The 15,153-nt window shown below is 37.7% G+C and carries 19 protein-coding genes; 9 read left to right on the forward strand and 10 right to left on the reverse strand.

Annotated features, from left to right (window positions below):
- Window positions 1-21: 21 nt before the first annotated feature.
- Complete coding sequence (locus tag AC1M9N_RS00290; protein WP_035267814.1) at window positions 22-345, forward strand: TusE/DsrC/DsvC family sulfur relay protein; 324 nt, start codon at window positions 22-24, stop codon at window positions 343-345.
- 247 nt (window positions 346-592) lie between these two features.
- On the opposite strand, the gene AC1M9N_RS00295 is transcribed toward AC1M9N_RS00290, so the two are convergent.
- On the reverse strand, window positions 593-964 hold the full coding sequence (locus AC1M9N_RS00295; protein ID WP_481597081.1) for a hypothetical protein: 372 nt from the start codon (window positions 962-964) through the stop codon (window positions 593-595).
- On the reverse strand, window positions 964-1,314 hold the full coding sequence (locus AC1M9N_RS00300) for an immunity protein Imm33 domain-containing protein (protein ID WP_035267817.1): 351 nt from the start codon (window positions 1,312-1,314) through the stop codon (window positions 964-966). Before AC1M9N_RS00300 ends, AC1M9N_RS00295 begins: the two co-directional genes overlap by 1 nt.
- Before the next feature lie 152 nt (window positions 1,315-1,466).
- On the opposite strand from AC1M9N_RS00300, the gene AC1M9N_RS00305 reads away from it, so the two are divergent.
- From AC1M9N_RS00305 to accC, 5 genes are all read left to right on the forward strand, one after another.
- Complete coding sequence (locus AC1M9N_RS00305; protein ID WP_257219868.1) at window positions 1,467-2,084, forward strand: LexA family protein; 618 nt, start codon at window positions 1,467-1,469, stop codon at window positions 2,082-2,084.
- A 28-nt stretch (window positions 2,085-2,112) separates the two neighbouring features.
- Window positions 2,113-3,444 carry a Y-family DNA polymerase gene (locus AC1M9N_RS00310; protein ID WP_481608606.1) on the forward strand — a complete coding sequence of 444 codons (1,332 nt, stop codon included), beginning with the start codon at window positions 2,113-2,115 and terminating at the stop codon, window positions 3,442-3,444.
- A 236-nt stretch (window positions 3,445-3,680) separates the two neighbouring features.
- Window positions 3,681-4,136: a type II 3-dehydroquinate dehydratase gene (aroQ, locus tag AC1M9N_RS00315; RefSeq protein ID WP_481608605.1), complete on the forward strand. Its 456-nt coding sequence runs from the start codon at window positions 3,681-3,683 to the stop codon at window positions 4,134-4,136.
- An 18-nt stretch (window positions 4,137-4,154) separates the two neighbouring features.
- Window positions 4,155-4,574, forward strand: coding sequence for an acetyl-CoA carboxylase biotin carboxyl carrier protein (accB, locus tag AC1M9N_RS00320; RefSeq protein ID WP_035267829.1), 420 nt, complete (start codon window positions 4,155-4,157; stop codon window positions 4,572-4,574).
- A 15-nt stretch (window positions 4,575-4,589) separates the two neighbouring features.
- Entirely contained in the window at window positions 4,590-5,954 is a 1,365-nt protein-coding gene (gene accC / locus AC1M9N_RS00325; protein ID WP_035267832.1) for an acetyl-CoA carboxylase biotin carboxylase subunit, read from the forward strand.
- An 82-nt stretch (window positions 5,955-6,036) separates the two neighbouring features.
- Here the strand turns inward: accC and AC1M9N_RS00330 are convergent, their stop codons facing one another.
- Window positions 6,037-6,519 carry a hypothetical protein gene (locus AC1M9N_RS00330; RefSeq protein ID WP_035270703.1) on the reverse strand — a complete coding sequence of 161 codons (483 nt, stop codon included), beginning with the start codon at window positions 6,517-6,519 and terminating at the stop codon, window positions 6,037-6,039.
- Between the two features lie 252 nt (window positions 6,520-6,771).
- On the opposite strand from AC1M9N_RS00330, the gene AC1M9N_RS00335 reads away from it, so the two are divergent.
- Window positions 6,772-8,238 carry a GGDEF domain-containing protein gene (locus tag AC1M9N_RS00335; RefSeq protein ID WP_481609638.1) on the forward strand — a complete coding sequence of 489 codons (1,467 nt, stop codon included), beginning with the start codon at window positions 6,772-6,774 and terminating at the stop codon, window positions 8,236-8,238.
- A 4-nt stretch (window positions 8,239-8,242) separates the two neighbouring features.
- On the opposite strand, the gene AC1M9N_RS00340 is transcribed toward AC1M9N_RS00335, so the two are convergent.
- Entirely contained in the window at window positions 8,243-9,406 is a 1,164-nt protein-coding gene (locus tag AC1M9N_RS00340) for an MFS transporter (RefSeq protein WP_481595659.1), read from the reverse strand.
- A 605-nt stretch (window positions 9,407-10,011) separates the two neighbouring features.
- Between AC1M9N_RS00340 and AC1M9N_RS00345 the strand changes: the two genes are divergently transcribed.
- Window positions 10,012-10,200: a hypothetical protein gene (locus tag AC1M9N_RS00345; RefSeq protein ID WP_481590980.1), complete on the forward strand. Its 189-nt coding sequence runs from the start codon at window positions 10,012-10,014 to the stop codon at window positions 10,198-10,200.
- 65 nt (window positions 10,201-10,265) lie between these two features.
- Complete coding sequence (locus AC1M9N_RS00350; RefSeq protein WP_481588136.1) at window positions 10,266-10,490, forward strand: hypothetical protein; 225 nt, start codon at window positions 10,266-10,268, stop codon at window positions 10,488-10,490.
- Window positions 10,491-10,921: 431 nt separating this feature from the next.
- On the opposite strand, the gene lysC is transcribed toward AC1M9N_RS00350, so the two are convergent.
- From lysC to AC1M9N_RS00380, 6 genes are all read right to left on the reverse strand, one after another.
- Window positions 10,922-11,176, reverse strand: a complete 255-nt coding sequence (gene lysC / locus AC1M9N_RS00355) for an Rz1-like lysis system protein LysC (protein WP_481954020.1) — start codon at window positions 11,174-11,176, stop codon at window positions 10,922-10,924.
- Complete coding sequence (locus AC1M9N_RS00360; RefSeq protein ID WP_481954306.1) at window positions 11,058-11,453, reverse strand: hypothetical protein; 396 nt, start codon at window positions 11,451-11,453, stop codon at window positions 11,058-11,060. The genes lysC and AC1M9N_RS00360 overlap by 119 nt, the downstream gene beginning before the upstream one ends.
- Window positions 11,453-11,992, reverse strand: a complete 540-nt coding sequence (locus AC1M9N_RS00365) for a glycoside hydrolase family protein (protein WP_481954021.1) — start codon at window positions 11,990-11,992, stop codon at window positions 11,453-11,455. Before AC1M9N_RS00365 ends, AC1M9N_RS00360 begins: the two co-directional genes overlap by 1 nt.
- Window positions 11,976-12,233: a holin gene (locus AC1M9N_RS00370; RefSeq protein ID WP_481954022.1), complete on the reverse strand. Its 258-nt coding sequence runs from the start codon at window positions 12,231-12,233 to the stop codon at window positions 11,976-11,978. Before AC1M9N_RS00370 ends, AC1M9N_RS00365 begins: the two co-directional genes overlap by 17 nt.
- Before the next feature lie 181 nt (window positions 12,234-12,414).
- Window positions 12,415-12,777, reverse strand: a complete 363-nt coding sequence (locus AC1M9N_RS00375; protein ID WP_481954023.1) for a beta-lactamase hydrolase domain-containing protein — start codon at window positions 12,775-12,777, stop codon at window positions 12,415-12,417.
- Window positions 12,777-15,119, reverse strand: a complete 2,343-nt coding sequence (locus AC1M9N_RS00380; RefSeq protein ID WP_481954024.1) for a hypothetical protein — start codon at window positions 15,117-15,119, stop codon at window positions 12,777-12,779. Before AC1M9N_RS00380 ends, AC1M9N_RS00375 begins: the two co-directional genes overlap by 1 nt.
- Window positions 15,120-15,153 lie beyond the last annotated feature (34 nt).

The following is a 15,153-nucleotide window of genomic DNA, read 5'->3' on the forward strand; positions in this document are numbered from 1 at the left end:
TTTATTGACTTAGGTTTTACCATGACCACTGAATTATCCCTTGAACTCGATCAAGATGGTCATTTAGTTGACTATACCATTTGGAATGAAAATGTAGCGCAAGTACTCGCGAATACGCTCGAGCTTGAGCTAACAGCTTGGCATTTCGAAGTATTGCATGCGGTGCGTCAGTTCTACGCTCAATTTGGTCATTCTCCTGCAACTCGTCCCTTAATCAAATTTTTAATGAAACACGTCAGCGCTGACATTGATAATGCAGTATTGCAAGAAAAGTTTAAAACAGGCCTAGTTGCTCGCCATCTAAGTCGATTAGCCGGAATACCAAAGCCTGCCAATTGTCTGTAAACCAAAACTACTTTTTGATTTACATAGCATATCGAGTCAGTTCGTAGCTTTAAAAAATGAATTAATCAGTGAAATAGACATTAAAAAACCCGCTATGCAGCGGGTTTAGACATCACCTAGACTAATGATGGTTAAGATGTCGCGTGTCAATCAGGGAAATTGGAATACGTCAACTCAACGCAAAAAATTATAATAAAGTTCGAGTTATCAATTCAGTCCAAATTCATATCAATATCTGACAAATTTGCTAGTTTGCGCTACACCAATCATCAATTGTCATGCCCGATTGTTGAAAACTCGTAGATTGCTGATTTAAATAAAATTGCGCAATACGTTTCATTACATGTGCTTGTTCAACTTGAATAAACTCGTCTGCTAAACCAACAATGTTTAGATAGGCCTTTAACCTTCCACATAAAGCAAGTTGTTGCTCCATCGGTGTGGCTGTACTGTGTTCATCATCTAAAATCTGCTTGGTTTGTTCGATCAGCTGCATTTCATGATCCAGTTTTTGCTGATACACCATCTGTTGTGCATCAATCAAATCATTCGCTACAACCTGTTGTGATACAAAAAAACTTAAACCTACAAAAATCAACCTCACCCATAACATGCACATTAGATTCCTAAATCAGGCTCAGCTTTCCAAACATCCTCATAATCATCTCGATCAATCATAAAACGGAAACCTGTTTCCAATGCAAGAAATGGAATTGCGTCGGGTAAAATTTCTTCAAGCTCTTTCACCGTCATCGTCTCAAAAAAATCTTCGCCCTCGCCTAATTCACCACCATAAATAAACCATGCCACTTTCTCACCTGGTTCAGGCTTATTACGCAAACCGACGATTGGCTCTTGATCTAAAGTATGCTTAGCCACAGCAACAACATCATCTTCATTCACTTTGATGTAAGCAGAATCAAACTCCTCACAGACTAATTTTTGCTCTTCAATAAAATCTTGCAACATGGATGATTCCATTTTCATCATAAATTCAGACCTAATTTTAAGCATAGTGTCGTATAAGCACAATCAATCCGACGAAGCAATCTGTTTTTACAATGTTTTTTTTGCTATCTTGATTTTGTTACATATTCAAGATTAAATGGGGGGAATTTCATATGAGCAGCAATTCAAATATTTCAGCAACAAATACCGCTTCTCTACATGGTGGTAAACGTGCCAATGCAGGTCGAAAATCACAGTTTTCAGAAAAAACAGTAGTAATGCGTGTTCCTGAATCAAAAGTGATTCAAATTAAAGAATGGTTAAAAATACGACCTGAAGATGATTTCAATCAACAAATTGAAATTTCACCGATCCAATTTAGAACACGTTTAAAAATCGCCTATCCTATTGAATCTGTGGCAGCAGGCTTCCCTTCCCCAGCACAAGATTATGTAGAAGGACATATTGATCTAAATGAATACTTGGTTCACAACGTAGCTTCTACTTTTATACTACGCGTAAATTCGTTATCAATGAAAAATGCAGGGATTGAAGTTGGTGATCAAATCTTGATTGACCGGAGTTTGAATGCAGAACATGGTGATATCGTCTTGGCGCTGATTAATAATGAATTCACAGTAAAACGATTAATGCTAGAAAAACAGAATGATGGAACGATCCTTTTATGGTTAAAAGCCGAGAATCCAGACTACCCTGACATCTATCCTCGTAGCGAAGAACAAATCATGGTCTGGGGTGTAGTGACTTGTATTTTAAAAAAACTGAAATAAATTGATCTAAGCAATTCACCCTACTCCTATGCAAAATATTTATCATCAAGAGATTTTTGCGCTCATTGATATTAATAACTGCTATGTCAGTTGTGAGCGTGTATTTAATCCAAGTTTAAATGGTCAACCGGTCGTTGTTTTAAGTAATAACGATGGTTGTGTCGTATCTCGTAGTGAGGAAGCGAAAGCTCTCAATATTGGCATGGCCGTGCCATGGTATGAAATTGAAAAAGATATGCTTAAAGCTGGTGTTAAAGTATTTTCAAGCAACTATGCCCTCTACGGCGATATGTCTAGTCGTTTTTTCACTATTTTAGAGCAACACTTTCATGCAGATTCAGATCTAGAGCCCTATTCAATTGATGAATGTTTTATTCGTCTAACACATTATCAAAGTCTTTTTGATTTAGAAAAATTTTGTCGGGAATTAATCGACCGTATTCAACAATGGATCGGTTTACCTTGTTGTATCGGGATTGGTTACAGTAAAACGCAAGCTAAACTCGCCAATCACTTTGCCAAAAAACGTTCTGGTTTTAACCGAGTTTGTTCTTTATTGGATTTGGATCCATGCAGTTTTGATCAATTACTTATAGAAACCTCAGTGTCGGAAATTTGGGGCGTAGGTCGAAAAATTAGTAAACAACTTGAAAGTTACGGTATTTATAATTGCTATGACTTAACTTTTGCCAATGAACACTATTTAATGAAGCAGTTTTCAGTGCTTATGGGGCGTACCATTCGTGAGCTAAAAGGTCAGTCCTGTATTTCACTAGAAGATCCTGATTTACCGTCTAAACGAATCTTAGCATCACGAAGTTTTGCATCAGCATTAAAGGATAAAGCATTAATCAAGCAAGCCATGATTTTTCATTTAAGTCGGGCTCATGAGCGTTTAACCAAGCAAGAACAATTATGCGCCTGTGTCCATGTGTCTCTTTATGAAAAAATTCCAGTAAAACCATTCAAGAAATCACATTCTCATGTAATTGGTTTGGAATATCCGACGGATGATTTATTACTCCTGACTCATGCAGCACAACAGCAAATTGATGTTTTATTTAAAGAAAATATACGTTATGTAAAAGTTTCCGTCATGTTTTCTGCTTTGAGTGCTAAAAAAACACATACACACGACCTTTGGCAGCCTCATGATTTAATCCAGCAGCGAGATTCGCTCATGACAACAATTGGCGCTATGAAAAACCGCTTTGGAAAGCATTGTATTCAAGTGGGCTATCATACCAATCAACAACAATGGAAAATGAAGCAATTGCACCACTCTCCACGCTATACCACCTCATGGTCAGAAATGCTGACTATTGATGACTCACATATGGCGGTTACACAAAACAAATGAATACTTTTGGTCAATTCGGTTTAAAATAGCAGACTCGAAGAATTAAAAGAAAAATGTAATTTTTTAACATTGCCAATTGACTGCAAAGTTCTCAAAATACAGCTCATTGACGACATTGTTTTTTTGCTATTTTTGAAACAAAATATAAATGAAAAGCTTAAAAACATGCCATAATATGCAAACTTTGCAGACATCTTGCAAGGTTATATTGCAACTTTCATATTGGAGCTGTCTTCATGAGTTCGACCATTTTGGTCATACATGGACCAAATTTAAACTTGCTAGGAAAGCGAGAACCTGAAGTTTACGGACATTTAACTTTAGACGATATCAATCATCAACTCATACAGCAAGCTCAAGAAAGTTCAATTCAACTTGAAACCTTCCAAAGCAATTGGGAAGGTGCCATTGTCGACCGAATTCATCAAGCCCAGATTGATGGTATAAAATTTATCATCATCAATCCTGCTGCACTGACCCACACCTCAGTAGCAGTACGTGATGCCCTATTAGGTGTTGCGATCCCATTTATTGAAGTTCATCTTTCAAATGTTCACGCACGTGAAGCATTTAGACACCACTCTTATCTCTCAGATAAAGCTGTCGGTGTCATTTGTGGACTAGGCGCACAGGGTTATTCATTTGCATTAACTCATGCCGTGCAAAAAATTCAAACTTCTACACCTCTTTAACCTTAGGAATACGAATTCATGGATATTCGCAAAATTAAAAAGCTCATCGACTTAATGATTGAATCGGATCTTCAATCTATTGAAGTAAAAGAAGGTGATCAATCCATTGCTTTAGCGCGTCGTAATCCTATCGTAGCCGCTGGTGTTGCACCAATACAATCTGCTGCGCCAGAAGCTCCAGTTGTGAAACCCGCTTCTCGTGGTGCTGTTGAAACCTCACCAATGGTTGGCGTGTTCTATGCTGCACCAAGTCCAGGCGAAGCACCATTTGTAAATGTAGGACAAACTGTTTCAGCAGGCGAAACGCTTGGAATTATTGAAGCAATGAAAATCATGAACCCAATTGAGGCAACTCAAAGTGGTGTGATTGAAGAAATTTTAGTTAAAAATGGTGATGTAATCCAATTCGGTCAACCTTTATTCCGCTACCGCGCGTAATCGTTGGGGGTTGGTATGTTGCAAAAAGTTCTCATTGCCAACCGAGGTGAAATTGCACTGCGTATTACACGTGCTTGCAAAACACTCGGTATTAAAACAGTCGGTATCTACTCGGATGCCGATAAAGACCTCATGCATTTACGCTTTGTTGATGAAGCCGTTTGTATTGGTCCTGGTGCAAGTAGCGAAAGTTATCTAAATATTCCTGCAATTATTACAGCAGCGGAAGTGACTGGTGCAGATGCAATTCATCCAGGTTATGGCTTTTTATCAGAAAATGCTGAATTTGCTGAGATTGTAGAAAGTTCTGGTTTTATCTTTATTGGTCCACGTCCTGAACATATTCGCCTTATGGGGAATAAAGTGTCAGCGATTATGGCGATGCGTAAAGCTGGTGTACCAACCGTTCCAGGTTCAGCTCATGCTGTAACACCAAACAATGCCTTGGCGGAAGCAAAAGAGATTGGCTTCCCACTTATCGTAAAAGCTGCTGCTGGTGGTGGCGGTCGCGGTATGCGAATTGTTGAACGTGTTGATACACTGTTGGAGTCTGTACAAGCAGCTCAACGTGATGCTGAAATGTGGTTCGGTGATGATACGGTTTACATGGAACGTTTCCTTCAAAAGCCACGCCATGTTGAAGTACAGGTGATTGGCGATGGTAATGGTCACGCCGTACATTTATATGATCGTGACTGTTCATTACAACGTCGTCATCAAAAAGTTCTTGAGGAAGCTCCTGCTCCGAACCTTCCAGAAGAAGCTCGTGCTGAAATTTTAGCAGCTTGCGTAAAAGCATGCGAATTAATGCAGTATCGTGGCGCAGGCACGTTCGAATTCTTATTTGAAGATGGTGAGTTCTTCTTTATTGAGATGAATACACGTGTTCAAGTAGAACATCCTGTGACAGAAATGGTAACGGGTGTCGATATTATTGAACAACAGCTTCGTGTAGCCGCTGGTCTTGGTTTAAATCTAGAACAAGATCAAATCAAAGTACACGGTCATGCAATTGAATGCCGTATTAATGCAGAAGATCCAACCACCTTCCTTCCATCACCAGGTAAAATCGAGCAATTCTACACACCAGGTGGTGCAGGCATCCGTTTAGATTCTCATATCTATCCAGGTTATAGCATTCCACCTTACTATGATTCGATGATTGCTAAATTAATCGCACATGGTAAAGATCGCGAAACCGCTTTGGCACGTATGAAACAAGCCTTAGATGAAATGATCTTAACTGGAATCAAAACCAATATTCCGCTACACAAAGATCTCATCCTTGAAGATAAGAACTTTGCAGAACAGGCTATGGATATTCACTACTTAGAGAAACATTTGTTGAAACAGGTACAAGGACATAGCGAAGCTGAGTAATTACAGCTTTACAAGATGAATAAAAAAGCCTCTTTTTCAGGAGGCTTTTTTTTATTGAAGAATACGCTGGAAAGATTTTAGCTCATGGCAATATACGATTAAGTTTTGCAAAACATTGTCCACCCTTTTCAGATGCACAGAAATTGATTTGATTCGGATTGTCCCATTTTACAAAATATTGAGACAAATCTCCTGCCTGATCTACTTGATTACCAGAGCAGTCTTTTTCGTTGTTCTCATAATTGACTTGCATGACCAAGGTAGGCAACAAGCCCGAAGAGCTGTCTTGAGATGGTTGATACTCAAATAAACCGACCGACCACTCTTTAGCACTATTCACGACCACCTCATTGTTACCACGGAAATTATAATACTCAACACATTTTTTATTATTTGGAATTTCCATTCCCCATAAACCTAAAATTTCTGGGCGCATGTTGATTCGAATATTATTTTCAGGCTGTTGTAAATCAGCACCTTTAGCTTGCGCTTGGACATTTTGATCGGCAGAAGAAAAAGACGTCATTAATAAAAGTAAAGGTGCAAAAAAAACTGTTTTTTTCATACAACATCTATAGGTCAACGTTTAGAGCTAAATTAGCACATTTCAGCAAGAAAACTCATAGAATTAACGTGATAAGAACAATTTTATATAAGAAAATGAATTCCCTATTGATGAAATTTAAATCATCAGCAGTTTAATGCGATCTATTGATTTATTAGTGCAAAAATATATTCTTATCAGAATAATATTCATTCTATACCTCACAGAAAGCTTAAAAATATAAGATTTTATGCAAGGGAATATACGTTAAGTATGACCATATGGATACGAACAGAGCTGATTAAAAACAATGCACAATCTTTTTTGATTGTCATGCTCATCATTACACTTTGTGCTTTGGCTGGAATACTTGGTCGACCTCTCTCATTTCTCGCAATTTTCTGGCCTGCAAATGCCGTACTACTTGGTCTTTTTTTAAGATTTAGTTATCTCAATAATCTTGGTGGCTGGCTTGGGGCCTTTTCTGGGTATATGCTTGCAGACCTAGGTACTGGCAACACTTTACAACTTACTTGGTTGTTAACTCTTGCTAACTTGCTAAACCCATTAGTGACCTTATACCTACTGAACCGGTTAAAAATCAATTATCAAGAATTCAATAAAGGTCTTACATTTGTTTACTTATTTTTAATTAGTGCTTTTGGAGGGTGCCTAGCGAGCCCAACCTTTGCGATTTTAACCATCCCTTATGTTCCTAACAGCTTTATGGAGCTCAGCCGTATTTGGGTTGATTTTGGCATGTGGTGGAGTGGTGAAATTCTTAACTTTGTCGCTTTTTTACCTATTGTTCTCGCATTACCAAGCAAAACTACAGTTCAACAATATTTTATAAATCAAAAAAATCAACGTTTAAGTTTGCCCCTTGTCTTACCCTTCATATTTGTCGTTGTATCTGTAATTCTAACTCACTTTTTTATTGGCCCTGGCGCCATCATGTTCCCGATCGGAGCACTCATCTGGGCAGCATTAACCTACAATTTATTGTTGGTTGCAATCATCAACTGCTTTGTATGTATGTTCTTATACAACAGCTTAAGTGCATATTATCTAACAGAATCTCCAGAAGCATTTATTTCGACAACACTGTCTGTTCGCATCGGTCTTTTCATGCTGGCTTTAGGCCCACTAACATTATCAATTATTAGTTTGAATCGCCAAAAGCTATATCACCAAATATTATATTTAGCGAACCATGACAGTTTAACAACGACCATGAATCGCCGATATTTTTATGAAGAAAGCGAAAAGACGATAGACTCAACTCATAGGGAGGCGAAATCCAATATACACAGCGTGTCTATTCTACTACTCGATATTGACCACTTTAAAAAAATTAATGATCAATATGGACATGAAATAGGTGATATTGTTCTCAAAGACTTTAGCAATATCGTCAGATCTCTAATTAGATCAAATGATTTATTCGGTAGAGTTGGCGGTGAAGAATTTGCCATCTTAATTAAAGATAGTAACCTACCAGCCTGCATTAAAATCGCACAGCGTATATGCGACCGCGTGGCAGAAACACCGATTATGATCAGGCAAAATCAACATCTCAATATTAGTGTAAGCATAGGTTTAAGTTATCAACAACTTCCGTCTGGCACCCCATTCCAACAATTGATTAATCGTGCAGATGTTGCCCTTTATCAAGCCAAATCTGAAGGACGAAATAGATTATGCGTGGATCCGCAATTACTATTTACTCAAACATCATAAGTCACTATCTTGCTTCAGTGGGCTTGAGATTTGGTAAAGCGGATAAAAATATGAAACCAATCAACGTTGAAGCTCCTGCAATGATAAAAATATAGCTGCCAGAAATCAGCTCCCAATATTGTCCTGCCAATACGCTTCCAGATGCCACACCCAAGCCCCACATCGTACTATACAAAGCTTGAGCTCTACCCTGCTGCCCAGCAGAAAAGTGCTCAAAAATAATGCGCATCGCCAATAAGTGAAATAAACCGAAACTGAATGCATGCATTGTCTGGGAGAGAAATTGGAGAACAAAACTTTCAGGAAATAAACCAACAATCAAAAACCTAAGCCCAGTCATCCATAAACAGATCGCAACCAACTGACGCCATGTAAAACGATTTAAAAAAAATGATGCATAGGCAAACATCATGATTTCAGCAATAACACCTGTTGACCAAAGAAATCCTGTTGCTGTGGTACTAAATCCAGATGACTGTAAGTAATTGCTATAAAAACTATAGAATGGTGCTTGAGCAAACAACATAATGAACTCAATTAAGAAAATTGCTTTCACAACTGGTTGTTTTAAGACTGGAATAATGGATTCAAGTGTTTTTTGGGCTTTTGGTGCGCCCTTCGGTTCTTTTACTGTAAATGACCATAAGAACGCTAGAAATGAAATACTCAGTAATAAAATCGGGAGATACTGAATATCGATGATTTCAAGAATTAGACCAATAAAGAAAACACCAACAATAAACCCAATCGATCCCCATTTTCTCACTTTGCCATAAAGTTCATTTCGTTTTTCGCCTAACCAAAATAATGTAACGCCTTCAAATTGAGCAAGTATCGCATTTTGAAAAAAGCTGAAGATCAACATTAACAAAGCAATTGATTGAAAATTATTAGGTATAATAAAAATGAGGAACCATATACTCGCTTCCATCCATGTTGCGATTCGCACCAATAGCATTCTTTTACCCGTTTTATCCGCCACCCACCCCCAAATAAACGGCGCAAAAAAACGTGTCATGATTGCAATTGCACTAAGCCACCCAATCTCTAAAAAGCTAAATTCCTGATCTTGCAGATATAGACTCCAATACGGCATGAAGGTACCGACAATCGCATAGTAGAAAAAGTAGAATCCACCTAGTTTTGTTTTAATTGGCAACGCTTGTATCATAATGCAATTACCTGTACTTTCAATGACTTAATACTATTTAACAGTTGCATACATTTGTTACCACTTAGGTGTAATTGCACTTCATCAGTCTACAAATCAGTCTACAAATTTATTTTTTTGTAGACTCTTCATTTTTTGTAGACTGAAGATATTTACGTCTTAGAAAATAATTCTGTGATCATTTTCATCAGAATTAATTGTTAGTAAGTTACTAAAGAAATTTTATACTTTACCTATAAGGTTTCCTACCCAATTTTGCTATTTCTCTTTTTTGAACAATCAGCGGATAGCATAACTTGCAAAGTATTGAAAAAATTTCAATCTATAGATTGAATCGCACTAGACTGGGGTAATAGAGTTTGATGAGGAAATTACTGCTAAATTGCTAATGTAAAAATTTATGACAATGCATGGGTAAGAGTTTTTATAAATTACAAATATATTAATTTAAATATTATATTAATAATCGATTAATATCAGGCACTCATAATAAATATTTCTAAAACTATAAATCTTGATACATATTCAGGGTATCTATTAATAAATATAAGGCACATGCTGAGTTTGTCGATAATACTATTGACAATTCAAGGACAATCATTATGTCAAATTTCACAAAGTCAAGTGACTCTAAAACCCAGCAACAACAGAACCAGCAACAATCAAATCCTGCAGGCGATAATACGCAAAAAGCTCAGCAAGAAAAAAATAAGGAACAGCAATTAAATGCTGAGAACAGACAAACTAAAGATGCTCCGAAAGAGCATACTGAGGTTGAAGTTAAAAAATAACTTATAACTCAGAATTCTTAAATCATTTAAAAGGTTTAACTCCTTTTAGGTGATTAGGATAAATAATGAATATTGTTAAAGTTAAAGTCCATAAAATGTATGAAAACTTTCACAGAAATCCAGCTATTCAATATGTTGGGTTTTTTGATGATAATAATGTATTAATCAGCTTATACGATAACAATAATATTAAACTCATTAATAAAATCGGGACGTTGCAATGGGTAAGTATTGCTACCAATCAAGCTTACTTTGTTGAAATACCAGATCATATTAGTGCTGAGAATTAAACTCATGATGATTAAATACCCTCAAGTAATCCTCGTTTTTCACAAAGAGTCAAACCACAGTGATCGTAGATGTGCTTGGGCAAACTATAATTATCAAGGGAAACTAAATAACATTACGGATTTTTATGGCCAGAATTTATCTCTTTACGATGGCAATAAAGTTGTCATCGATGGTGATATTTGGGTTCTGGAAAGTCATCTACACAAGGTATATAGAGATAGAGGTCGCAAATGAAAAAAATTCTAAGTGCATTCGATTTAAAACGTAATTTATATTTCAGAAAATTAATGCTCGATGGTGATTACAAACAAAATGTATATGATTTAAAGCATAGGAATAATTATGATTTATATGTATATAAATTAATAGATAGTGAATCAGGCAGAAAACTGTTTTTTAAAAATTTTATTATATTTAAATAAATTAGCCCTCATTTAGAGGGCTGATGGATTTTAATAAATGCTTTAACTTTAGCTCTACAATCTGCGTATTGCTCAGAAGTATCAACAATCCAAATTAATGCCTCACCCATTTCGCCAGCCTCCAATTGCTTTAAATCTTGGCAATCAGTCAATAGGCTTGCTGGAATTTGCGGTAGCGATGGCGGTTTGGGCGATACGCAAGCCGTCATCAGTAAACTTGCAATCAGTGTAAATGCGGTCAGTAATGATTTTTTGAGTCTCATGTCGAATATCTCTAAATTCAATTTTGATGTTGTTGCGTTCGGCTTCGAGTTCATTTTCAACAATGAATACTTTTGCTTTCCAAGCCTCTAAAGCGCTTTGGTAGGCTTCATTAACTTTGTTTATTCGCTCAACACATTCAGCATCAGCACCATTAAATTTGTTTTGCCAGTGGCTTACACGCCATGACTGAATACCAAGCCCAATAAGTGCAAGCAATAAAAAAGCCGTCAGTGCAATAATGACGGCTTCGTAAAATTTGGCTATAAGTGCTGACATTAATTAACCTCCATACATTTTTGGTGGCGCTCTTTCTGGCGTAACCACACCCCATAACATCCATTTGAGCGTATTGAACAATCACGTTTAGCGACATATCTCCACTTAAGTAAAGATTCACAAGCGGCCTTGTATTTGCCTAATTTCAAGTTGCGCAGCATAGAAGAGCTTAACCATGCACCAACACCAAATTGATACGTGAAGTCAAAGTAAAGATCGTATTCTGATTGGTTTAGCTTGACACCTTGTAGTGACTTATTAAATCGCACAGCATCTTTATTCATATGTGCTTTAAGATACTCATGTGCTTGTTTTCTTGTAATGGCCGGGTCGGAAAGTTTAACCTTAGTTCCATCAGGGTAAGCTGTAGTGCCGTGACCGATAGTTGGCACATCACCAGGTACTGGTATTACTGGGCGCGGGGTAAAACCCTCTTTTACTGCTGTTTCTTGAACCTGTTTTTCACTAGGTCCATATATAAGAAAACCGCCTGTGATGGCGGTTGTTAGAGCTATAGCTAATTTAGTCTTGTTTGACATTGCATTGACCTCTTAGTTGCTCCATTCGCAACTCATGTTCAGCTTTTTCGCGTCGATTTCTTTGCCATGAAAAATAAGCATTTATAATTAGACCGAGCAGTGCTATCCCGAGTGAAAGCCATCCAATCCAATTAATACCCATAAAAAAAGCGGCAGCACTTGTTGCACTACCACCTAAAGTCGCTTTTGAGCCCAATGCTGCTATTGAAGTTTCTGCTACTGCTGTAGTTGTTTCAGACATGGCATCCCCATGAAAAAAGGGTGCCTATTCCTAGACACCCATATGTAAATTTTGTAGCTGTGGACGCAGCAACCGCTGCATCAACTGCTAACTGCGCCTTTTCGGACATTGTGCTTCCTGATTTTGATAATAAAAACCCTGATCTAATTAAAGATCAGGGTTAAGTGTGGTTTTTTGAGTATTACCCACTGATTAAATCCATTTGCAAAGCTAATAAATGCAAGTCTATTGCTCTACTCCCCGTTTCCCCGAGAAGTAGTACAGGTTTTGTCATCGAATTATAATTAGTGGCAAAGTTGATTGCATCTTGGTCAGAAATTTCGCTGTAGTCATTTTCAATGGTTGAATACCCCCCTTGTATCGGGCAAAAAGCATAAGATAAATTTTTGGCTATACAAGCGTTATTCATTTCAGATGAGGTTGGTTGATCTAGAGCTTGCTTGTAATCGGGGCATGCATTAATAACAGATTTAAAACCTATGTCTGCTGCCTGAACCACCTGCTGGGTTCCAACTAATATTGCGAATCCAATATTCTCAGACATTATCTCAATCTCCATTTACCCGCTAATGAAACCAAATTAACGACCTGTCCACTAGCGATGGTAACATTGGTAGCCATATCTGGTCCTGTAAGGATCACTTGACTACGATCAGTAGCACCAGCATTACCATTACAAATTGTAGCTGTTTGACCATTATAAAAAGCAGTCGGAGCCATGTTTACATTTATGGTTGCAATAACTGATGATGCAGGTGCAGCTAAAACAAGAACCCCATTCCGAGTTAACACCTCGCGAGAAGACAGTGTAGTACCCTCACTTACCGAAATTGAGGAGCCAATTTGAATTGCTTGTGCTTCACATTTTCCCGACTGAAGATTAAATGATGCAGAAATTGGAGTGGCTAAAAAAGCTGTGTTTGCCCCATATCGTTGACCTATTTTTTCAACTGAAGCAAAAGTAGTATTGACCCCCCCCAAAACAATGTTATCAGCGCATTCAATTGCGATATTCCTGATAATACGATCATATCGAAATGATTTTACATCAATCATATTGCCCGTTGTATAAACACCATAATTAGCAATACCAACGTCTATAGCATCAATAATAACAGATCCTACTTTTTGGGAGCCTTTCATATTTCTTATGTTAGCAATTTGGGCCACACTATTGGCAATTATGCTGCCAATTTTAAATAGCTCAGCATAACCATTAAACATCACCCCCATTGATGCAGATGCTCCTGTAGCAACAGCAGAATTTGCGAAATCAAGATTAATCTCCTCAACTTCAGGTGATTTTAATTCTGTGTCTAGGTACGCCCCTACAATGGTATTAGAAGTTGTCATCGTGTTATCGATGATCATTTTAATTTTTCCAATTTTTAAATTTCGAATCGGGTGTTTTAGGCGTTTTTCTAGATCAGGTTCATACACTGAGCCAACTAATTTTTTATACCCTTGCGATGACGCAAAAACTCCGTAAATTACATCTACAGGGCTTGAAACATAGGCAGTGATATTTCCAATTGTTGCGTTACCGCAATACCCATTATGACTAACTCCTAATGGTGATGATTGAGGATAAACACTTACAAGTTCTTCTACTGAGTAATCATAACAACTTTCAAAATCAATATCGTGACGCATTTTCCGGCCACGAACTTTACCCACTTTTAAACCTGTAGAACGGAAGAAAACCAACCCATACCCTGCGCCACTTGCTGTTGAAAGTGGATCAGTGAATTCCACATCATCATTTATTTTCACGTTATAACACCGATCAATACTTAGAGCATGCCCTTTTGTTCCACTTGTCTTAAGTGCTCTTACCTCTAATTCATCAATGCCATCCAACCATATACAGCGCTCCCAATGGTCCGTGAGATTGGTAACTTTACCCTTAAGGTCTAAAACCACACCTTTTAGTGGATATACACACAAGCTTGCTAAAATCGATCCGTATTGCACTGAACAAACTGGGCGCTCAGGATAGATCTCCGTTCCCCCTTCAACATAATTTACATTCAGAACTTTAAACACCTCAAAATTTACTGGATTCAAAGCATCACGCCACATGTTGCTCCATAGGGTAATCAACATACCCTTTGTCACTTCAACATAACCAGAAAGTGTGAATTTTGTTGCACCCGGATTAATTTCACTTTCTAATACCGCATAATTTGCCCAGTTGGTTGTAAATTTAATTAGTGGTTTATTGTTAACCTGTATTAGTTCACTATTAGGATGTGAATCAATTTTAATAGCTTTATCTGTAACAAATGACCCCAGGTACTTATGCGGGCCAAATTTTACGGTATCACCATCACTTAGGACTGCCTCTAATGCAGTGTAGGCAGAAGTGTTATCTACAATCCCTCCTGCTACCGCGCCTGCCCACTCAGGGAAGTAAATTTTATCTGGTGACTTTAAAACCCAGCCATCAATAATAGTAATTCCATTATTAACATTCGCTTGAGTTGAATCGTAAACAAAAACTCTTCCATCTAGGGCGCTTACGATTGCTATCATTCCGTTTCGTCTAATTTGTAAATTAGAAAGATCAGACAGCTGCGAAACATACTGAACTGTTTTGTCATTAATTTGCTGCTGATTTTCACCGCTTGCATCTACAACTAAACTTGAAATCCACCCCGCCTCACCAGCACCCGCAGCCAGAGCCACATTAATGGCATTTTGTAAATTTGCTTGTGCAACATTGGCTGCATCTACGGCAGCTTGCAACTCATCAGAAAGCAACGGGATAGATTTAAATGGTATCCCTTCTCTTGGCGTGACTATTTTTTTTTCGTTAGCTGCTTCGCCGACTGTTTTACAGTCCTGCATGGACTCTTGAATAATGTTTTGAAAATTCTGAGTCATACCCCACCCATAAAAAAGCCCTCAATTGAGGGCG

Source organism: Acinetobacter sp. ANC_7655, from assembly GCF_056784015.1.